Here is a 19,833-nt window from a genome sequence, read left to right on the forward strand (position 1 = left end):
GGGAATGTCGCCGCCCGATGCCCCGAAACGCCACGCCGAAGATCGAGTTCGGGCCGTTAACCCTCGCGCGGTCGGGCAGACTCGAAGCAAGCCCGAAGCAAACCTCCCGGAAAGAGGGTGGATCGCGTGGACCGCTGCATCGTCCTGGTGGACGCCGGGTATCTGCTGGGGGCCGCCGCCAGTCTCCTTGCCGGGGAGCCCTCCCGTTCCCGCATCACCGTCGACCACGCCGCCCTCGTCCAGGGGCTGCGCGACCGGGCCGAGTCCGACACGGAACGACCCCTGCTGCGCATCTACTGGTTCGACGGCGCCCCCGACCGCGTCCCGCAGCCCGAGCACCGCAGGCTGCGCGTGATGCCCCGGGTCACCGTCCGGCTGGGCGCACTGACCCGCAGCGACGGACGCTGGGCCCAGAAGGGCGTGGACGCCGCCATGCACGCCGAGCTCACCGAGCTGGCCCGCAACCGCGCCTGCTCCGACGTCGTCCTGGTGACCGGCGACGGGGACCTGCTGCCGGGCATGATGGCCGCCAAGGAGCACGGGGTCGCCGTACACCTGTGGGCCGTGCAGGCCGCCGACGGGGACTACAACCAGTCCGAGGACCTCGTCGCCGAGGCGGACGAGCGTCGGGTGCTGGACCGTACGTGGATCACCAAGGCGGTCCGTGCGAAGGAGCTAGGCGGGGTCTGCGCGCCGCCGCCCGTGCCGCGGCCCGAGATCGCCGCGATCCTCTCGGCGCCGCTGCCCGAATCCGCGCCCGCGCGGACAGCGGAGGAGAGCGAGCACACCTCCGCGGAGCCCTCGGACAACGGCACGCAGGAGCGGGTACCGGCGCCGAAGGGCGTGCCGACGCCCAAGGACCTCGCCGCGCTGCGGGCGCCCGGCGCCCAGGCCGCGCAGCATCCCACGAGCGCGACCCTGCGGTGGTCCTCCGACAAGGGCTGGGTCGACCGGCCCCCGGGCGCCGCCGAGCCGCCCGAGGTCGCCGCCATGCCGACGCTCGCGCAGCTGACCACGGCCGAGCAGCGGTGGGCCGACCGGGAGGAGGACATCACCACGGTCGGCGGGGACCCGTTCGAGGTGGGACAGGTCTTCGCGCGGCGGTGGATGGAGCGGCTCGGGGACCAGGGCAAGCTGCAGCATCTGTCCGGGATGTACCCGCGCGTTCCGCACCGGATCGACGGCGAGCTCCTCAGGTACGCGGCGCGGTTCGGGCTGCTCGCGCACAAGGACGACCAGATCGACGAGCACGACCGCTACGCGATCCGGGCCGGGTTCTGGCGGGAGATCGACGCGCGGACGACCGCGGAACACGCGCCCGCCGGTGAGTGAGTATCGCGGCGTATTTCGGTATGAGAGACGCCCCGGGAACGGCGCAGCGCCGCCGACCCCGTAGTCTCGTTCCTTGTGAGTACGCGCGCGACACAGGCACTTCGGCACGGTGGTGATGTCGTGTGTGCGGTGCGCGGGCTGACCAAGACCTATCCGGCGGCGCGCGGACGGCGCGGCGCCCCGGGCACACCCGAGGTGCGGGCCACCGACGACGTACGCCTCGACATCCGGCGCGGTGAGATCTTCGGGCTGCTCGGACCCAACGGGGCCGGCAAGACCACCCTCGTACGGCAGCTCACCGGGCTGATGCGCCCCGACAGCGGCAGCGTCGAGATCCTCGGACACGACATCGTGCGCCATCCTGACCGGGCCTCGCGGATCCTTGCCTATCTCGGCCAGGAGTCCACCGCGCTCGACGAACTGACCGTCTCGCTCGCCGCCGAGACCACCGGACGCCTGCGCGGTCTGGAGATCCGGCGGGCGCGGGCCGAGCGGGACGCCGTACTCGACGAGCTGGGGCTCACGCCCATCGCCGGACGGCCGATCAAGAAACTCTCCGGCGGCCAGCGGCGGCTCGCGTGCTTCGCGTCGGCGCTGGTGGGGGAGCGGCCGCTGCTCGTGCTCGACGAGCCGACCACCGCGATGGACCCCGTGGCGCGGCGCGCGGTGTGGTCCGCCGTGGACCGGCGGCGGGCCGAGCACGGTACGACCGTGCTGCTCGTCACCCACAACGTCATCGAGGCGGAGACGGTCCTGGACCGGGTCGCCGTCCTCGACCAGGGGCGGGTCATCGCCTGCGACACGCCTTCCGGGCTCAAGGAACAGGTCGCCGGCGAGGTCCGCGTCGACCTGGTGTGGCGCGAGGCGGCCCCGCTGCACGTGCCCGAGGTCGCCGCCCTCCAGGACCGGGCCGTGGCCTCCGGGCGCCGCTGGACCCTGCGGCTCGCCCCCGAGGAGGCCCGCGCGGTCGTCGCCACCGTCACCGGCGGGGCCGCCTTCGCCGCCCTGGACGACTTCACGCTGGCCACGCCCAGCCTGGAGGACGTCTACCTGGCGCTGGGCGGGGCCGCGCGGCAGGGGCTGGTGAAGGCTTGAGCGCGTTGAACACGTTGAGTACGCGGACCGTCGTATCCGTACGTCACAGGGCGACCGCCGGAGCGAAGAGGAGCAGAGCCACGTGAGTGTCGTACCCGCCGAGGTTCTGCCGGGCGGCGCCCTGGCCGTCGAGGAGACGGGCCGGGGCACGGCCGCCGAGCTCGGTCCGCGCGCGCGGCTGTGGCCGTCCATGGCGGCCGTGTACCGGGCGCAGTTGTCCCGCGCGCGGGTCGCCCGCATCCCGCTGCTGTTCGTGGCGACCTTCCAGTCGATCGGGATCATGGTCCTGATGCGGGGCGTCGTGGACGGCGGGGGCGAGGCGCAGTCCGTGGTCGCCGGTGCGTCCGTGCTCGTCGTCGCCTTCGTCGCGCTCAACCTCCTCGCGCAGTACTTCGGGCAGCTGCGGGCGAGCGGCGGGCTCGACCACTACGCCACCCTGCCGGTGCCGCCGGCCGCCGTGGTGCTGGGCGCCGCGGGGGCGTACGCCTCCTTCACCGTGCCCGGGACCGTGGTGACCGCCGTCTTCGGATGCGTGCTGTTCGGGCTGCCGCTGGCGCACCTGTGGGTGCTGGTGGCCGTGATTCCGCTCGCGGGTGCCGCCCTGGCGGGGCTCGGCGCGGCGCTCGGACTGCTGGCGCCGCGGCCGGAACTCGCCACGCTGCTCGGGCAGCTGGGCATGTCCGCCGCACTGCTGCTCGGGGTGCTGCCCGCCGACCGGATGCCCGAGGCGGTCCGGTTCGCGCGGGACCTGCTGCCCTCGACCTACGGCGTCGAGGCCTTCGCACGGACTTTCGGGCCGCATCCCGACTGGGCCTTCGTGCTCGGTGACCTCGCCGTGTGCGGGTGCGTCGGGGTGGCCTCGCTGGCCGTCGCCACCTGGGCCTACCGCCGGGCCGCCGTCCGGTGACGCGCCGCACAGGCGGGCCTGGCACGATGTCAGGGTGACCGCACCGTTGACGCCTCCTCCGCCGCCGCACGAACCGTCCGCGTCCTCGCACGACGCGTGGCAGGCCCCTCATGTCGGCTACGCGGCTCCTGCCGAAGCCTCGTACGGGCAGGGCGGGCCCGGGATGAAGACCGAGCTGATCGAGGCCGCGGTGATCACGGTGGTCGTGGCGCTCGCCGGTGTGCTGCTCGGGGTGCTGTGGTGGTGGCTGGCGCCGCACGTGCCGCTGGTCGGGAGCGTGGACGAGCAGGGGAACTGGGCCGTCTATCTGCAGGACACCGAGGGGGAGCAGGCGGTGGGCGTGGACGGGACGTTCACCCTGCTGGCGCTCGCTCTCGGCGCGCTGAGCGGGGCCGCCGTGTTCCTGTGGCGGCGGCGGGGCGGGGTGCCGCTGGTGGTGGGGCTGGCCGTCGGGGCGTTCCTGGGGTCGTTGCTCGCGTGGCGGGCGGGGATGTGGCTCGGGCCGTCGTCCGATGTGCTCGCGCATGCGAAGTCCGTGGGCAAGGGGGTCGTCTTCTCCGCGCCGCTGAGGCTGGGGGCGAAGGGGGCGTGGCTGGCCTGGTCGCTGGCCGGGCTGGTCGTGCATCTGGGGCTCACGGCGATGTTCGGGCCGCGGGATCCTGAGCCGGTGTACGGGCCGGTGGTTCCGCAGGACGGGTACGGGGCGCCTGTGCAGTAGGTTTTTCGCCCCCGCCGCCCCTTCCCGTCCCGTTCCTGGGGGCTGTGCCCCCAGCCCCCCTTCCGGCCCTAAGGGCCTTGTCCTCAAACGCCGGACGGGCTAAAGCGTGCGGGCGATGGGGGCCAGGACCGCGTTCGTGAGGTGGGCCAGGTCGGTCGGGGCGAGTTCCACCTCGAGGCCGCGGCGGCCGGCCGAGACGCAGATCGTGTCGTGGGCGGAGGCCGAAACGTCCAGGACCGTGGGCAGCTTCTTGCGCTGGCCCAGGGGCGAGATACCGCCCCGGACGTAGCCCGTGGTGCGTTCGGCGAGGGTCGGGTCGGCCATGGCGGCCCGCTTGCCGCCCGCCGCCGTCGCCAGGGCCTTCAGGTCCAGTGAGCCCGCCACCGGGACGACCGCCACCGTCAGCGTGCCGTCCACGTCCGCCACCAGGGTCTTGAAGACGCGGTCGGGGGAGACGCCCATCGCCTCGGCCGCCTCCTCGCCGTAGGAGGGGTGGGAGGGGTCGTGGTCGTAGGCGTGGACCGTGTAGGGCACCTCGGCCGCGGTCAGGGCCACCGTCGCCGGCGTGCCCCCCGACTGCTGCTGCTTCTTGGGCTTCTTCGCCATGGACGGTTCCGGCCTCAGTTCAGACTCGTCGGGCCGCGCGTCAGCTCCGACGCCGGCACCGACGGAAGGTTACGGATGATCGCGGTCTCCGCGCGCAGCAGTTTCAGTTCGTCGCGGAGGCGGGACGCGGTGTCGGGGGCCTGGAGGAGGCGCTGCTTGGTGGGTGTGTCCAGCATCATCGCCGCCGCCACCAGGTAGGAGACCACCGACGGCTCGTCGGGGAGATCCGTGCCGCTCGACAGGGAGCGTTCCCGTGCCCCCGCCAGGCGCTTCTGGTACTGACGGAAGGCCCGCAGAACCCCTTCCGCCAGCGCCCCCGACTCGTCGCCCGCGTCCTCCGGCAGCTCCTCCAGTTCGGCCGTCAGGAACGGGCCGGAGGTGTCGACGGACAGGAGACGGGCCCGGGTGGTGCCGGTCGCCAGGACCTCGAAGGTGCCGTCGGGCCGCTCCCGTACCGTCGCGGCGTCCGCCACACAGCCGACCGCGTGGAACGCCTTGACCGGGTCGTCGCCGAAGCCGGCCGTGGGGCCGCGTTCGGGCACGGCGGTCTGGTCTGGCAGGCCGGGAGAGCTGGGCGCCACCTCGTGGCCGTCGCGGATCGCCACGACGGCGAAGCGGCGCGGCTCCTCCTCGGGCGTCTTCAGCAGTTCGCGCATCATGGCGCGATAGCGCTCCTCGAAGACGTTGAGAGGAAGCACGAGCCCCGGGAACAGCACTGAGTTCAGGGGGAAGAGCGGGAGCCGCACGGTGGTCACGGCGCCAAAGCCTAATGGCCTCCGGAGCGGACACGTCCCCCGTGCTCACTCCGTGGATGGATCAAGGCATGCCGGCGGACCTCCTCGCGGACCTCCAGGAACCGGCTCAGAGGGTCCTCCGACTCCCGGCTCCACGGGAACGAGGTCGCGTACGGGCCGATCATGCGCAGCTCTTCCAGGGCGTCCGTCCAGCGGCCGAGGCGCACCAGGACGAACACCAGCTTGTTGCGGATCTCCGCCGGCCACGGGTCGGCCGCCGCGAAGGTCGCTGACAGGTCGATCGCCCGGTCCGCCGCCGCGTCCAGCCGCTCACGCGGCACCGCGGTGCCGCCGCCGTCCGTCAGACAGGCGAGGGCTGCCCGCGCGGGCAGCGCCTGGATGAGGGAGCCGGGCGGGGCGTCCTGTGCGGCCAGGTCGGCGAAGTCGAAGCACTCGCGGTACGAGCCGCGCCAGGAGGTCGCCAGATAGCGCAGGGCGGCGACATGGCAGCCGTAGTGGAGCGGGGCGCGTCTGAGGGCGGCCTCCCACAGTTCGCCGAAGTAGGTGGGCCCGGCTTGCGAGCCGCGCGCGTGGTCCAGCGCGAGGCGCCACGGCACCGGGTCGCGGTCGTCGCTGCGCGCGGCGGCCGTGATCAGCGGGCTCACCTCGCGCAGCAGCTCCGCCCTGGCAGGTGAGTCCCAGGCGCGGTCCACGGCGAGCTGGGCGCCCAGCAGCAGCCGGTCCGGGTCGTACGGGGCGTCGGCGTGCCAGGCGTCGTACCACTCGGAGCGTGAGCGGGCGAAGGCGGAGAGCCGCCGGACGTACCGGTCGCGCAGCTCCCAGGCGGCACCCGCGCGGGTCGCGGCGAGCAGCTCGGCCGCCCGCGCGTACGTGCCCTGGCCGGCCGCGACCAGCGCGGGTCCGAGCCGGTCGTCCGGCGCGTCGAGCAGAACCTCGTCGTCGGCGGGCAGTCCGCCGGTGAGGTGGGGGGGCATCCGTGACGCACGGATGAAGGGGGGCAGCAGAGCCATGGTGTCGACCATTGAAAGACCGCAGGTGAACACTGCGCCAGTGCGCACGTGCAACTCATGGAAAGTTGTACGCCGGAGAGTCAAGGGAGCTTAAAAAGGTGACCGTTGAACAACTCTCTGAACTGCGGTGTCACCAGTCCCTCTCAGTGCCCTTCCGTTTTCTTCACACAGCCCGCTAACCCCGCCGCAGCAGCCTTGTCGCCCCCGCCGCCACCGTGGTCGCCAGGATCCAGCCGAGGAGGACCATCGCCGCCGCCAGCCACTGCCAGCCGCCGCGCAACTGCCAGAAACCGACCTGACCCAGGTCGATCACCGGAAGCAGCAGGTCGAGGGCGAACAGCGCGGGGTTCCAGGCCGGATGGTCACCGCCCTTGAGCGGGGGATGGCTCGCGTGTGCGAACGCCACGGAGCCCGCCGCCCACAGCACGGCCATCCATACGGCGGCCCGGCCGGGCCGGTACCCGTAGGCGACCGTCCAGTCCTGCACGTATCCCCACAGCTTGGCGGCCAGCGGCAGGCTCTCGCGGCGCCGCCGCTGCTTGGCGAGCAGCACCTCGCGCGCGTCCTCGTCCTCACCGCCGGTCCGCAGCACGGCGGCGAGGCGTTCGTACGGCTCCGGGTTGTACTCGGCGGTCGCCGCGGCCACCCACTCCAGCCGCTGCTCCAGCGGGAAGGGACCGTGCGGCACGAGGTTCTCGTAGACGAAGCCGCCCATGTGCAGACTGCCCGGGCCCGGCCAGGCGGTCGCCCGGTCCACGAGGTTGCCGACCCGCGCCCCCGACAGGACCACCTTGCCGCGCTGCGGCTTCTCCCCGAGGAAACGCAGCTCCGGTGCCTGGATGCGGCGCAGCGACAGCTCCTGGTCGTCGGTGAAGACGAACCGGGCCCGCTCCAGGTCGACCGCGTCCCCGAACCGCCCGTCGTCCAGCCGGATGCCGCCCTGGCACTCGAAGCGCTGGATCCGCGTCCCGCGCGCGGGGGTGGCCCCGCTCAGCACGGAGGCGCCGACGCCCGCCGGGGTCAGATACAGCGTGCGCTCCACGGTCAGCTGCGGGGCGTTCAGCGCGAGCCGGGTGTACGGGTTGGCCAGCCGGGCGCCGCGCAGGCTCAGGGAGACGCCGATGGTGGCGCTGCGCAGGCTCAGCTCGCCGTGCGACTCCAGGAGATCGGCCTGCAGGTCCTGGCCGACGGTCATGCCGTCCGCGGCGAGCGAACGGCCGCTGCGGTCGCGGTAGACGATCGCCTGGTTCATCAGCAGGTCCGTGCCGATGTGCGCGTCGGTCAGCCGTACGCCGTTGTGGAACCGGCAGCGGGGGAGATGCAGATCGCCCTCGGTGTGCACCCGGGCGGCCTCCAGGCGCGGCACCGAGCAGTCCACGAACCGCGCGGTGGTGAAGCGGGCCTCCGGCAGCAGGATCTCCCGCTCGAAACGGCAGCCCTTCATCTCCACGTACGGCACCACCGTGCCGCCCGCGAGGTCCAGGGTGCCGCTGACCTGTACGCCGGTGAGCTTCAGGGACGACACCCGGCCGGCGAGCGCGGGCGGGCCGTCCAGGAGCAGCCAGCAGACGATACGCGCGCGTACTGTCCGCTCGGGCCCCCACGGGTGCCCGCCGTGCGGATCGTCGACGACGGTGTCACCGCTGCTCAGGTCGTACACGGTGCCGTTGCGGAAGGCCTGCCACATGCCGGCCTCGGCGGCGTTCAGATCGTCCGGCAGGTCACCGTTCCGGATGCCGGCCCCCTCGGTCACGGTTCTTCCAGCTCCTTGCGGCTCGTGGGATTCGTACAACCGTTCATGCCCGCTGAGTAACCCCTCGAACGCTAGACGTGAAGGGGATCTTCCGGGTTGCGTATCAGCCACTGGAATGCGCGAACGTGCCCTCATGCGGGTCTGAGAGAATTGGGTCCGTGATCTCCCGAATCGATCTGCGCGGCGACGCCCTCCCCGAGGGCCCCGCCCTGCGCGACCTGCTGCCCCGAGCCGACTTCGACGTCTCGGCCGCCCTGGAGAAGGTGCGTCCGATCTGCGAGGCCGTGCATCATCGGGGCGACGCGGCGCTGATCGACTTCGCCGAGAAGTTCGACGGGGTGCGGCTCGACCAGGTGCGGGTGCCGGCGGCCGCTCTGGACCAGGCGCTCGAAGAGCTCGACCCCGCCGTGCGCGCGGCCCTGGAGGAGTCCATCCGCCGCGCCCGTATCGTCCACCGCGAACAGCGCCGCACGAACCGCACGACCCAGGTCGTGCCGGGCGGCAGCGTGACCGAGAAGTGGGTGCCGGTCGACCGCGTCGGGCTGTACGCGCCCGGCGGCCGGTCCGTCTACCCGTCCTCCGTGATCATGAACGTGGTGCCCGCGCAGGAGGCCGGCGTCGAGTCGATCGCCCTCGCCTCGCCCGCGCAGGCCGAGTTCGACGGCCTCCCGCACCCCACGATCCTCGCCGCGTGCGCACTGCTCGGCGTCGACGAGGTGTACGCCGCCGGCGGCGCGACGGCCGTCGCGATGTTCGCGTACGGCACCGAGTCCTGCCCGCCCGCCAACATGGTCACGGGCCCCGGCAACATCTGGGTCGCCGCCGCCAAGCGCTACTTCACCGGCAGGATCGGCATCGACGCCGAGGCCGGCCCGACCGAGATCGCGGTCCTCGCGGACTCCACCGCCGATCCGGTGCACGTGGCCTCCGACCTGATCAGCCAGGCCGAACACGACCCGCTGGCCGCCGCCGTGCTGGTCACCGACTCCGTCGAACTCGCGGACGCGGTCGAGAAGGAGCTGGAACCGCAGGTCGCGGCCTCCAAGCACATCGAGGACCGGATCGTGCCCGCCCTGAAGGGCAGGCAGTCCGCGATCGTCCTCGTCGACGGCATCGACGAAGGCCTCAGGGTCGTCGACGCTTACGGCGCCGAGCACCTGGAGATCCAGACCGCCGACGCCGCCGCGGTCGCCGACCGGGTCCGCAACGCCGGTGCGATCTTCATCGGCCCCTGGGCCCCGGTGTCCCTCGGCGACTACGCCGCCGGGTCCAACCACGTGCTCCCGACCGGTGGCTGCGCCTGCCACTCCTCCGGGCTGTCCGTGCAGTCCTTCCTCCGCGGCATCCACATCGTCGACTACACGAAGGACGCGCTGGCCGACGTGGCGCACCACGTGGTCACGCTGGCGGAGGCGGAGGACCTGCCCGCCCACGGGGCGGCGATCAAGGCGCGGTTCGAATGGAAGGTACCGGCGGGCAAGTGAACTTCGGAATCGACGATCTCCCCGTACGGGACGAGCTGCGCGGCAAGTCCCCCTATGGCGCGCCCCAGTTGGACGTCCCCGTACGGCTGAACACCAACGAGAACCCTTATCAGCTGCCCGAGCCGCTGGTCGAGCGCATCGCCGAGCGCGTCCGCGAGGCCGCCCGTGACCTCAACCGCTACCCGGACCGGGACGCGGTCGAGCTGCGCACCCAGCTCGCCAAGTACCTGACGGACACCTCGGGGCACGAGGTGGGCCTGGCCAACGTATGGGCGGCGAACGGCTCCAACGAGGTCATCCAGCAGCTGCTGCAGACCTTCGGCGGACCCGGCCGCACGGCGATCGGCTTCGAGCCGTCGTACTCGATGCACGCGCTCATCGCGCGCGGGACCGGAACCGGCTGGATCTCCGGGCCCCGGCGCGAGGACTTCACCATCGACGTGGAGGCGGCCGCGCGGGCGATCGCCTCGCACAAGCCGGACGTCGTGTTCATCACGACCCCGAACAACCCGACGGGCAACGCGGTCCCCCCCGAGACGGTCCTCGCGCTGTACGAGGCCGCGCAGGCGGCGAAGCCCTCCATGGTCGTCGTCGACGAGGCGTACATCGAGTTCAGCCACGGCGACTCGCTGCTGCCGCTGCTCGAAGGACGGCCGAATCTCGTCGTGTCGCGGACGATGTCGAAGGCGTTCGGGGCGGCGGGCCTGCGCCTCGGCTACCTCGCCGCGCACCCGGCGGTCGTGGACGCCGTACAGCTCGTACGGCTGCCCTACCACCTGTCGGCCGTCACCCAGGCGACCGCCCTCGCCGCCCTGGAGCACACCGACACGCTGCTGAAGTACGTCGAGCAGCTCAAGGCCGAGCGGGACCGGCTGGTGAGCGAGCTGCGCGCGATCGGCTTCGAGGTCGTGGATTCGGACGCGAACTTCGTGCAGTTCGGGCGGTTCGACGGCCCGGGGGGCTCGCACGCCGCCTGGCAGAAGATCCTCGACCGGGGTGTCCTGGTCCGGGACAACGGCATTCCGGGATGGCTGCGGGTCAGCGCCGGAACCCCCGAAGAGAACGACGCGTTCCTCGACGCGGTACGTGAACTCAAGAAGGAGCAGAGCACATGAGCCGCGTGGGACGCGTGGAACGAGTCACCAAGGAGACCTCGGTCCTCGTCGAGATCGACCTCGACGGGTCCGGGAAGGTCGACGTGTCGACAGGAGTCGGCTTCTACGACCACATGCTCGACCAGCTCGGCCGGCACGGTCTGTTCGACCTCACCGTGAAGACCGAGGGCGACCTGCACATCGACTCGCACCACACCATCGAGGACAGCGCCCTCGCGCTCGGAGCCGCCTTCAAGCAGGCGCTCGGCGACAAGGTGGGCATCTACCGCTTCGGCAACTGCACGGTCCCGCTGGACGAGTCCCTCGCCCAGGTGACCGTCGACCTGTCCGGCCGCCCCTACCTCGTGCACACCGAGCCCGAGAAGATGGCGCCGATGATCGGCGAGTACGACACCACGATGACCCGGCACATCCTGGAGTCCTTCGTCGCCCAGGCGCAGATCGCCCTGCACGTGCACGTGCCCTACGGACGCAACGCGCACCACATCGTGGAGTGCCAGTTCAAGGCGCTGGCCCGGGCCCTGCGCTACGCCTCCGAGCGTGACCCGCGCGCGGCCGGCATCCTCCCCTCCACGAAGGGCGCGCTGTAAGCCATGACCGGACTCTCGACCCTCCTGATCGTCGTCGGCCTCTTCCTGGCCGGCGGCATCTACTCCTTCGTCAAGCAGCAGATGCCGAAGAGCCTCATCGTGCTGCTCTCCATCGGCGCCGCGATGTGTCTGGTCTCCGGCGTCCTGAGGCTGGAGGTGTGGAATTGAGCGCTCCGTCGAAGAGCACGAAGAAGGTCGTCGTCTTCGACTACGGCTTCGGCAACGTGAGGTCCGCCGAGCGGGCCCTCGCGCGCACGGGAGCCGACGTCGAGATCACGCGTGACTACGACAGGGCCATGAACGCGGACGGGCTGCTGGTGCCGGGTGTCGGCGCCTTCGCCGCCTGCATTCAGGGTCTGCGCGAGGCCCGCGGCGACTGGATCATCGACCGCAGGCTGTCCGGCGGGCGCCCGGTGATGGGCATCTGCGTCGGCATGCAGATCCTGTTCGCGCGCGGCATCGAGCACGGCGTGGAGGCCGAGGGCCTCGACGAGTGGCCCGGCTCGGTCGAGCCGCTGAAGGCCGACATCGTGCCCCACATGGGCTGGAACACCGTCGACGCGCCCGCCGGCTCCGAGCTCTTCGCGGGCCTGGACGCGGACGCCCGCTTCTACTTCGTGCACTCCTACGCCGTTCACGACTGGTCGCTGGAGACGCTCAACAAGGCGATGACCGCGCCCAAGGTCACCTGGTCGACGCACGGCAAGCCCTTCGTGGCCGCCGTGGAGAACGGCGCCCTGTGGGCCACGCAGTTCCACCCCGAGAAGTCCGGCGACGCCGGAGCGCAGCTGCTGAACAACTGGATCGGAACCCTCTGATGCCCTCCAAGCTCGAACTCCTCCCCGCCGTGGACGTCCGCGACGGCCAGGCGGTCCGGCTCGTGCACGGCGAGTCCGGCACGGAGACCTCCTACGGCTCCCCTCTGGAGGCCGCGCTGTCCTGGCAGCGGGCGGGCGCCGAGTGGCTGCACCTGGTCGACCTCGACGCGGCGTTCGGCACCGGCGACAACCGAGACCTGGTCCGCCAGGTCACCGAGGCGATGGACATCAAGGTCGAGCTCTCCGGCGGCATCCGCGACGACGCCTCCCTGGCCGCGGCCCTCGCCACCGGCTGCACCCGGGTCAACCTCGGCACCGCCGCCCTGGAGAGCCCGGAATGGGTCGCCAAGGTCATCGCCGAGCACGGCGACAGGATCGCGGTGGGCCTGGACGTCCGCGGTACGACCCTCAAGGGCCGCGGCTGGACCAGTGAGGGCGGCGACCTCTACGAGGCGCTGGAGCGGCTCGACAAGGAGGGCTGCGCGCGGTACGTCGTCACCGACATCGCCAAGGACGGCACCCTCCAGGGCCCGAACCTGGAGCTGCTGCGCAACGTCTGCGCCGCGACCGACCGCCCCGTCGTGGCCTCGGGCGGGGTGTCCTCGCTGGACGACCTGCGGGCCATCGCCGAGCTGGTGCCCCTCGGTGTCGAGGGCTCCATCGTCGGGAAGGCCCTGTACGCGAAGGCGTTCACCCTGGAAGAGGCCTTGGAGGCGGTGGCCAAGTGAGCGAGCTGCGACGCGTCACGACCGGTGCGCCCTGGGAGGAGACCTTCGGGTACTCCCGCGCGGTGGAACTGCCGAACGGCCTGGTCCTGGTCTCCGGCTGCACATCGGTCGTGGACGGCCAGATCGCCGGGGGCGGTCCCTACGAGCAGACGGTCAACGCCTTCAACGTCGCGTTCGCGGCGCTGGAGAAGCTGGGTCTGGGCCGGAACGATGTGGTGCGGACCCGCTTGTACATCACCCACGCCCGTGACGTGGAGGATGTGGGCCGCGCACACAAGGAGCTGTTCGACGCCGTCCGGCCCGCCGCATCCCTGATCATCGTCTCCGGCTTCGTGGACCCCGGTCTGGTCGTCGAGGTCGAGGTCGAGGCGTACCGGGGGGTGAGCGCCGGATGACCCTCGCGGTACGCGTCATCCCCTGCCTGGACGTGGACAACGGCCGGGTCGTCAAGGGCGTCAACTTCCAGAACCTGCGGGACGCGGGCGACCCCGTCGAGATGGCCAAGGTGTACGACACCGAGGGCGCCGACGAGCTGACGTTCCTGGACATCACCGCCTCGTCGGGCAACCGCGAGACGACGTACGACGTCGTGCGCCGCACCGCCGAGCAGGTCTTCATCCCGCTGACGGTCGGCGGCGGAGTCCGCACGGCCGAGGACGTGGACAAGCTGCTGCGGGCGGGCGCCGACAAGGTCGGCGTCAACACGGCGGCGATCACCCGTCCCGACCTGATCCGCGAGATCGCCGAGCGGTTCGGCCGGCAGGTGCTGGTGCTGTCGGTGGACGCGCGGCGCACCGAGTCGGGTTCCTTCGAGGTCACCACCCACGGCGGCCGCAAGGGCACCGGTATCGATGCCGTCGAGTGGGCCCACCGGGCCGCCGAACTGGGCGCCGGTGAGATCCTGCTCAACTCGATGGACGCGGACGGCACCAAGGACGGCTACGACCTGGAGATGATCGAGGCCGTCCGCAAGCACGTGACCGTGCCGCTGATCGCCTCCGGCGGCGCGGGGAAGCTCGACCACTTCCCGCCGGCCATCGGGGCGGGCGCGGACGCGGTGCTCGCGGCCTCCGTCTTCCACTTCGGGGATCTGCGGATCGGCGAGGTGAAGGGCGCCCTGCGGGAGGCGGGACATCCCGTGCGGTGACGCTCTGAGGCGTTGAGGTAAGCCCCGGCCACCAGGTGGCCGGGGCTTACCTGTGAGCGGATACGAATGGCCAGATACGAAAGAGAAGTTGCGCAAAATATATTGCGCAACTTCTCTTTCGTATCTACGGTCGAGGTCATGGCAAGCAAGGAGAACCGCCGGATCAAGGACGTGGGGACGCTCAAGGCGCTGGCCCACCCGTTGCGGGCGAACCTGTACCGGCTGTTGTTCATCAAGGGCGTCGCCACCGCCTCACAGCTCGCGGAGAGCGTCGACGAGGCTGTCTCGCTGGTCAGCTACCACCTGCGCAAACTCGCCGAGCACGAACTCGTCGAGGAGGCCGAGCCGCAGAGCGGGGACGGCCGGGAGCGTTGGTGGCGGCCCGCGTCGGACGGGGTGAGCATCCGGGACGAGGACTTCCGCGGCGAGCCCGGCAAGGCGGCCGCGCACATGGCGGCCACCCGGCTCTTCCACGAGCAGCGCGCCGACCTCTACCGGCACTACCTCGACGAACGGGCCGCCTGGGGTCCCGAGTGGAATGCCGCGACCCCGGACAACGAGTCGTGGCTGCGCCTGACCACGAGCGAACTGCACGAGCTTCGCTCGGAGTTGGAAGCCCTGGTCGGCAAGTACAACGACAAGGGCCGCTCGGCCGAGGCCGCCGGCGACACCGAGGGACGCGAGGACGTCGCGCTGTTCGTGTACGGATTCCCGTTCCGCGCCTGACGCCCCGAGAGGCCCCCTTCGCATGACCACCCCGCTCACAGCGCCGCCCGCCGCCCCCGGACTCCCCGCCCACCGTGACGGCAACGTCCTGCGCTGGCTCACCGCCTACACCGCCTCGATGATCGGCGACAACGTCTACTACATCGCCCTGTCCTGGGCGGCGGTCCAGGCCGGCTCACCCTCGCAGGCCGGCGTGGTCATGGCGGTGAGCGCCGTGCCGCGGGCGCTGCTCATGCTGGGCGGCGGGGTGATCGCCGACCGGTTCGGGCCGCGCAAGGTGGTCATCGCCAGTGACGCGGTGCGCTGCGCGGCCGTCCTCGCGGTGGCGGGGCTGCTGTTCCTCACCAGCCTGGGGCTTTGGCCGCTGGCCGCGCTCGCCCTGGTCTTCGGCACCGTCGACGCCGTGTTCATGCCGGCCGTGGGGGCCCTCCCCGCGCGCGTGACGAGTCGTGGGCAGCTCGCGCGCGTGCAGGGCATGAGGGGTCTGGGAATCCGGTTCGCGAGCGTGGTCGGCGGCCCGCTCGGCGGGCTCGGGGTCGCGGTCGGCGGAGCGGCGGCGGCGTTCGGGCTCGCGGGGCTGCTGATAGCCGTGTCCATACCGCTGCTCGTCTCCGTCCGCATGCGGGAGCTGCCGGCCGACGACAGGGCGGCCGCCCAGGGGGGTACCGCCTGGCGTGACCTGGTGGGCGGCCTGCGCTACATCCGCGGCCACCGCGTGCTGGCCCCCCTGATGGTCGCCATCGCCCTCGGCGACCTCGGCTTCGTCGGACCGCTCAACGTCGGCCTCGTCCTGCTCGCCGACGAGCGCGGCTGGGGTGCCTCGGGCATGGGCTGGGTGCTGTCCGGCTTCGGCGTCGGCGCGGGTGCGGCCGCCCTGCTGCTGACCGTGCGGGGGCGCCTGCCGCACGCCGGCCACGTGGCGGCCTGGGCCATCTTCGCCGGATCGGTCGCGATCGGCTCCCTCGCCTACGTTCCGGCCGTCCTCGCGGCCGTCGGGGTCGCCCTGCTGATCGGACTGCTCGCCGGGCTCAGCGGCGCCATGTGCGGCGCCCTGCTGCAGACCCACGCCGAACCCGCCTACCTGGGCCGCGTCACGGCGGTGTCCGGCCTGGTCAGCCTCGGCTTCGCCCCCCTGAGCATGCCCCTGTCGGCCGCGGCCATCGGCGCCTGGGGCACCGGCCCGGTCTTCGTCGCCAGCGCGGCGGTCTGCGGGCTCGGCGGGGTGGTCGCGCTGTGCGTACGGGATCTCCGCCGCGCCGAACTGCCCGCGTGACCTGCGGGATGTGCGCCGGGCCGGACTCTCCAGCGGTTTCCGCCCGGGGTGGGCTGCCCGGGTGGTGTGCCGGGGTTTCGGCGTCGGGGTGGGCTGCCCGGGGTGGTGTGCGGTGTGCGCGCCGGGGTGAGGCGGCCAGCGGTTTCCGCCCGGGGTGGGCTGCCTGAGTTGCCCTGTGGTCTCCGCGTCGGAGTGGTGCACGGGGCCCGGGTCGGGGTGAGCTGTCCGGGTGGTGTGCGGATTTGCGCTCGGTCGGGCCGCCCGAGGTGACGCGCGGTTTCCGCGCCGGGCCGAGCAGCTCAGGTGGTGTGCGGGATGTGCGCCGGGCCGAGCTGCCAAGCGGCATGCGGTCTCCGCGCCCGGCCCGGTTCGCCCGGGCGACCGTCCTCGGCCGCCCTCAGATCCCGAGCTCCTTCGCCTCGTGCAGCTTCGCGATCGCGTCCTTGTCGCCGTCCAGCGCCACGTCGGCCGCGTCCTGCCTGCCGTACAGGAACAGCAGCAGCTCCGACGGCTCGCCGGTCACCGTCACGACCGGTGCGCCGCGGTGGGCGACCGCCGTCTGGCCGTCCGGGCGGCGCAGCACCAGGCCGGTGGGGGTGCCGCGGCCCATCAGCCGGGCGCTGCGCTCCAGACGGGACCACAGGGTGTCCTGGAAGACCGGGTCGAGCTCGCGCGGCGTCCAGTCGGGACGGGCCCGGCGGACGTCCTCCGTGTGGACGTAGAACTCGACCGTGTTCGACAGCTCCTCGACCTGCTTGAGCTGGAACGGCGAGAAGCGCGGCGGACCGGTGCGGATCAGCTGGATCAGTTCCTCGTACGGCTTCTCGGAGAACTCGGCCATCACCCGGTCCAGCCGGGACGCGAGCTGCTTGATCAGCAGACCGCCGGCGGCGTCGGGACGGCGCTCGCGCACCACCACGTGCGCCGCGAGGTCGCGGGTGAGCCAGCCCTCGCAGAGAGTGGGGGCCTCCGGGCCCTCCGCCTCCAACAGATCGGCGAGCAGAAGTCGTTCACGCTTGGCGAAAGTCGACATGCAGTCAGCCTACGACTGTCAGAAGGGTCCGCACAGTGGACACCACGCCAAGGCTGTCAGTGGGGCGCGGCACAATGGCCACATGACCAGCACGCCCCAGCCCAGCAGCCTCGACCCGGAGATCGCCGCGCGTCTCAAGCGCAGCGCCGACGGGCTCGTCCCCGCGATCGCCCAGCAGTACGACACCGGTGAGGTGCTCATGCTCGGCTGGATGGACGACGAGGCCCTGCACCGCACGCTGACCACCGGCCGCTGCACCTACTGGTCGCGCAGCCGCCGTGAGTACTGGGTCAAGGGCGACACCTCCGGCCACTTCCAGTGGGTCAGGTCCGTCGCCCTCGACTGCGACGCCGACACCGTTCTGGTCAAGGTCGACCAGGTCGGCGCCGCCTGCCACACAGGCGCGCGCACCTGCTTCGACGCCGACGTGCTGCTCAAGGACGCCGGTTCCGGCGTACCGGCCTCGGATCAGTAAGGTCAGCCGCCATGGACCTCGACACCTTCCGCAAGCTCGCCACCGACCGGCGCGTCATCCCGGTCACGCGCAAGCTCCTGGCCGACGGCGACACCCCCGTCGCCCTCTACCGCAAGCTCGCCGCCGAGCGCCCCGGCACCTTCCTGCTGGAGTCCGCGGAGAACGGCCGCTCGTGGTCCCGTTACTCCTTCGTCGGCGTGCGATCGGCGGCGACCCTGACGTCCCGCGACGGACAGGCCCACTGGCTCGGCACCCCGCCCGTCGGCGTCCCGGCCGACGGTGACCCGCTCGCCGCCCTGCGGGCCACCATCGAGACCCTGCACACCCCGCACCAGGAGGGCCTGCCGCCCTTCACCGGCGGCATGGTCGGCTATCTCGGCTACGACATCGTCCGCCGCCTGGAGAAGATCGGCCCCGGCGAGCGCGACGACCTGCAGCTCCCCGAGCTGACCATGCTCCTGACCAGCGACCTCGCCGTCATGGACCACTGGGAGGGCTCGGTCCTGCTGATCGCCAACGCGATCAACCACAACGACCTCGACACCGGCGTCGACGAGGCCTACGCGGACGCGGTGGCCCGCCTGGACGCGATGGAGGCCGACCTGTCCAGGGCGGTCGCCCAGCCCCCCGCCGTCCTGCCGCCCTCCGAACTCCCGGAGTACACCGCGCTCTGGGGCGGCCCCGACTTCCGGGCGGCCGTCGAGGACATCAAGGAGCGCATCCGGGCCGGCGAGGCCTTCCAGGTCGTCCCCTCCCAGCGCTTCGAAACGCCGTGCACGGCAAGCGCGTTGGACGTGTACCGGGTCCTGAGGGCGACGAACCCGTCGCCGTACATGTACCTGTTCCGCTTCGACGGCTTCGACGTCGTGGGCTCGTCCCCCGAGGCCCTGGTCAAGGTCGAGGACGGACACGCCATGGTCCACCCCATCGCCGGCACCCGGTGGCGCGGGGCGACCCCGCAGGAGGACCAGGCCCTCGCCGACGAGCTGCTGGCCGACCCCAAGGAGCGCGCCGAGCACCTGATGCTGGTCGACCTCGGCCGCAACGACCTGGGCCGGGTCTGCGAGCCCGGCTCCGTCGAGGTCGTCGACTTCATGTCCGTCGAGCGGTACTCCCATGTGATGCACATCGTCTCGACCGTCACCGGCAAGGTCGCGCAGGGCCGTACCGCCTTCGACGTACTGACGGCCTGTTTCCCGGCCGGCACACTGTCCGGGGCGCCGAAGCCCCGCGCGATGCAGATCATCGACGAACTGGAGCCGTCCCGGCGCGGGTTGTACGGCGGCTGCGTCGGCTACCTCGACTTCGCGGGCGACTCCGACACGGCGATCGCCATCCGCACCGCCCTCCTGCGTGACGGCACGGCCTATGTCCAGGCCGGCGCCGGCATCGTCGCCGACTCCGACCCGGTCGCCGAGGACACGGAGTGCCGCAACAAGGCGGCGGCGGTGCTGCGGGCGGTGCACACGGCGAACCGGCTCGGCAAGTAGGGGTCTTCGCCGGGGAATGGGGCGCTTCTCACGGGGCCCCGGGTGCCCGTTCGCCCGGGGTTCGGGTGATAGTGGGGTACGTGACTGCTGTACCGCACCCCCGTTCCGAAGCCGCAGGACCCGCCAGGGCCGGCCGCCTCAGTCTTGCCGTAGCCCTGTTGGCCGGCGCGCTCGGCGCCGCCGTGGCGCTGCTGGCCACCCGCCAGCAGTGGTCCGAGGGCACCGCGACCGTGGCCGGCGGCTCCTTCCCCCTGACCGCCCGGGGCAGCGACGTGACCGGCGTCCCGGCCGCACTGGCCATAGTGGGCCTCGCCGCGCTCGTCGCCGTCTTCGCCGTACGCAAGGCCGGCCGGCTGCTCGTCGCCGCCTTGCTCGCGCTCTCCGGAGCGGGGACCGTGGCCGCCGCGCTGATCGGGGCGAGTGATTCCTCGGCCCTGGACGAGAAGGCGGCCCAGGCGTCCGGCGACACCTCCGCCACGGTCGCCTCGCTCAGCCACACCGCCTGGCCGTACGCCGCCGTGGTGGGAGGCGCGCTGATCCTGCTGGCCGGTCTGCTCGCCCTGCGCTACGGGCGGCTGTGGCCCGCGATGTCCGGCCGGTACGAGCGGGACGGGGCGCCCCGGGCGCGTCGTAGGCCCGCCGTCGTGGATCCGGACCGGCCCGAGGACATCTGGAAGGCGCTCGACAGGGGCGAGGACCCGACGGGGGCGTAGCGGCCGTCCGCGAAGCGTGACCCCGGATCACTTTGTCCCCTCGCGTGCGGGACAATGACTTCGAG

22 protein-coding genes are annotated in these 19,833 nt (G+C 72.2%); 17 read left to right on the top strand and 5 right to left on the bottom strand.

What is annotated here, in order from left to right:
- Positions 1-126: 126 nt before the first annotated feature.
- The 4 genes from ACFYRX_RS43610 to ACFYRX_RS43625 all read left to right on the top strand — a co-directional run bounded on the left by ACFYRX_RS43610 (position 127) and on the right by ACFYRX_RS43625 (position 4,052).
- Positions 127-1,332 (top strand): NYN domain-containing protein, encoded by a 1,206-nt coding sequence (locus tag ACFYRX_RS43610; protein WP_389112576.1) that lies wholly within the window; start codon positions 127-129, stop codon positions 1,330-1,332.
- Between the two features lie 120 nt (positions 1,333-1,452).
- Positions 1,453-2,427 carry an ABC transporter ATP-binding protein gene (locus ACFYRX_RS43615; protein WP_389112685.1) on the top strand — a complete coding sequence of 325 codons (975 nt, stop codon included), beginning with the start codon at positions 1,453-1,455 and terminating at the stop codon, positions 2,425-2,427.
- A gap of 82 nt (positions 2,428-2,509) precedes the next feature.
- Positions 2,510-3,334: an ABC transporter permease gene (locus tag ACFYRX_RS43620; RefSeq protein WP_389112577.1), complete on the top strand. Its 825-nt coding sequence runs from the start codon at positions 2,510-2,512 to the stop codon at positions 3,332-3,334.
- Between the two features lie 34 nt (positions 3,335-3,368).
- Positions 3,369-4,052: an AAA family ATPase gene (locus ACFYRX_RS43625; RefSeq protein WP_389112579.1), complete on the top strand. Its 684-nt coding sequence runs from the start codon at positions 3,369-3,371 to the stop codon at positions 4,050-4,052.
- A 99-nt stretch (positions 4,053-4,151) separates the two neighbouring features.
- On the opposite strand, the gene ybaK is transcribed toward ACFYRX_RS43625, so the two are convergent.
- From ybaK to ACFYRX_RS43645, 4 genes are all read right to left on the bottom strand, one after another.
- Complete coding sequence (gene ybaK / locus ACFYRX_RS43630) at positions 4,152-4,658, bottom strand: Cys-tRNA(Pro) deacylase (RefSeq protein WP_389112581.1); 507 nt, start codon at positions 4,656-4,658, stop codon at positions 4,152-4,154.
- Positions 4,659-4,672: 14 nt separating this feature from the next.
- Positions 4,673-5,413: an LON peptidase substrate-binding domain-containing protein gene (locus ACFYRX_RS43635; protein ID WP_389112582.1), complete on the bottom strand. Its 741-nt coding sequence runs from the start codon at positions 5,411-5,413 to the stop codon at positions 4,673-4,675.
- A gap of 11 nt (positions 5,414-5,424) precedes the next feature.
- The gene (locus ACFYRX_RS43640; protein ID WP_389112583.1) at positions 5,425-6,435 is read right to left on the bottom strand and encodes a hypothetical protein; all 1,011 of its coding nucleotides are present in this window, start codon (positions 6,433-6,435) and stop codon (positions 5,425-5,427) included.
- A gap of 163 nt (positions 6,436-6,598) precedes the next feature.
- On the bottom strand, positions 6,599-8,176 hold the full coding sequence (locus tag ACFYRX_RS43645) for an oxidoreductase (protein WP_389112584.1): 1,578 nt from the start codon (positions 8,174-8,176) through the stop codon (positions 6,599-6,601).
- A 158-nt stretch (positions 8,177-8,334) separates the two neighbouring features.
- Here ACFYRX_RS43645 and hisD point away from each other — a divergent pair, with 158 nt between their 5' ends.
- The 10 genes from hisD (at position 8,335) to ACFYRX_RS43695 (ending at position 16,057) form a co-directional block, all read left to right on the top strand.
- Positions 8,335-9,660: a histidinol dehydrogenase gene (gene hisD / locus ACFYRX_RS43650; RefSeq protein WP_389112586.1), complete on the top strand. Its 1,326-nt coding sequence runs from the start codon at positions 8,335-8,337 to the stop codon at positions 9,658-9,660.
- Complete coding sequence (locus ACFYRX_RS43655) at positions 9,657-10,775, top strand: histidinol-phosphate transaminase (protein ID WP_389112588.1); 1,119 nt, start codon at positions 9,657-9,659, stop codon at positions 10,773-10,775. The genes hisD and ACFYRX_RS43655 overlap by 4 nt, the downstream gene beginning before the upstream one ends.
- Positions 10,772-11,365, top strand: coding sequence for an imidazoleglycerol-phosphate dehydratase HisB (hisB, locus tag ACFYRX_RS43660; RefSeq protein ID WP_046261880.1), 594 nt, complete (start codon positions 10,772-10,774; stop codon positions 11,363-11,365). Before ACFYRX_RS43655 ends, hisB begins: the two co-directional genes overlap by 4 nt.
- Positions 11,366-11,368: 3 nt before the next feature.
- Complete coding sequence (locus ACFYRX_RS43665; protein WP_389112589.1) at positions 11,369-11,533, top strand: hypothetical protein; 165 nt, start codon at positions 11,369-11,371, stop codon at positions 11,531-11,533.
- Positions 11,530-12,183, top strand: a complete 654-nt coding sequence (gene hisH / locus ACFYRX_RS43670) for an imidazole glycerol phosphate synthase subunit HisH (RefSeq protein ID WP_389112591.1) — start codon at positions 11,530-11,532, stop codon at positions 12,181-12,183. The genes ACFYRX_RS43665 and hisH overlap by 4 nt, the downstream gene beginning before the upstream one ends.
- Positions 12,183-12,911 (top strand): bifunctional 1-(5-phosphoribosyl)-5-((5-phosphoribosylamino)methylideneamino)imidazole-4-carboxamide isomerase/phosphoribosylanthranilate isomerase PriA, encoded by a 729-nt coding sequence (gene priA / locus ACFYRX_RS43675; RefSeq protein WP_389112592.1) that lies wholly within the window; start codon positions 12,183-12,185, stop codon positions 12,909-12,911. The genes hisH and priA overlap by 1 nt, the downstream gene beginning before the upstream one ends.
- Positions 12,908-13,306: a RidA family protein gene (locus ACFYRX_RS43680; protein WP_389112593.1), complete on the top strand. Its 399-nt coding sequence runs from the start codon at positions 12,908-12,910 to the stop codon at positions 13,304-13,306. Before priA ends, ACFYRX_RS43680 begins: the two co-directional genes overlap by 4 nt.
- The gene (gene hisF, locus ACFYRX_RS43685; protein WP_389112595.1) at positions 13,303-14,058 is read left to right on the top strand and encodes an imidazole glycerol phosphate synthase subunit HisF; all 756 of its coding nucleotides are present in this window, start codon (positions 13,303-13,305) and stop codon (positions 14,056-14,058) included. Before ACFYRX_RS43680 ends, hisF begins: the two co-directional genes overlap by 4 nt.
- A 138-nt stretch (positions 14,059-14,196) precedes the next feature.
- Positions 14,197-14,784: an ArsR/SmtB family transcription factor gene (locus tag ACFYRX_RS43690; RefSeq protein WP_389112596.1), complete on the top strand. Its 588-nt coding sequence runs from the start codon at positions 14,197-14,199 to the stop codon at positions 14,782-14,784.
- Between the two features lie 22 nt (positions 14,785-14,806).
- Complete coding sequence (locus tag ACFYRX_RS43695; RefSeq protein ID WP_389112598.1) at positions 14,807-16,057, top strand: MFS transporter; 1,251 nt, start codon at positions 14,807-14,809, stop codon at positions 16,055-16,057.
- A 397-nt stretch (positions 16,058-16,454) separates the two neighbouring features.
- Here ACFYRX_RS43695 and ACFYRX_RS43700 read toward each other — a convergent pair whose 3' ends face one another.
- Positions 16,455-17,090: a TIGR03085 family metal-binding protein gene (locus ACFYRX_RS43700; RefSeq protein ID WP_389112599.1), complete on the bottom strand. Its 636-nt coding sequence runs from the start codon at positions 17,088-17,090 to the stop codon at positions 16,455-16,457.
- Positions 17,091-17,172: 82 nt separating this feature from the next.
- On the opposite strand from ACFYRX_RS43700, the gene hisI reads away from it, so the two are divergent.
- The 3 genes from hisI (at position 17,173) to ACFYRX_RS43715 (ending at position 19,768) form a co-directional block, all read left to right on the top strand.
- The gene (hisI, locus tag ACFYRX_RS43705; RefSeq protein ID WP_389112601.1) at positions 17,173-17,565 is read left to right on the top strand and encodes a phosphoribosyl-AMP cyclohydrolase; all 393 of its coding nucleotides are present in this window, start codon (positions 17,173-17,175) and stop codon (positions 17,563-17,565) included.
- A gap of 11 nt (positions 17,566-17,576) precedes the next feature.
- The gene (locus ACFYRX_RS43710) at positions 17,577-19,055 is read left to right on the top strand and encodes an anthranilate synthase component I (protein WP_389112603.1); all 1,479 of its coding nucleotides are present in this window, start codon (positions 17,577-17,579) and stop codon (positions 19,053-19,055) included.
- 71 nt (positions 19,056-19,126) lie between these two features.
- Complete coding sequence (locus tag ACFYRX_RS43715; RefSeq protein ID WP_389112605.1) at positions 19,127-19,768, top strand: TIGR02234 family membrane protein; 642 nt, start codon at positions 19,127-19,129, stop codon at positions 19,766-19,768.
- Positions 19,769-19,833 lie beyond the last annotated feature (65 nt).

It is taken from the genome of Streptomyces sp. NPDC005374, assembly GCF_042872225.1.
Taxonomy (GTDB): domain Bacteria; phylum Actinomycetota; class Actinomycetes; order Streptomycetales; family Streptomycetaceae; genus Streptomyces.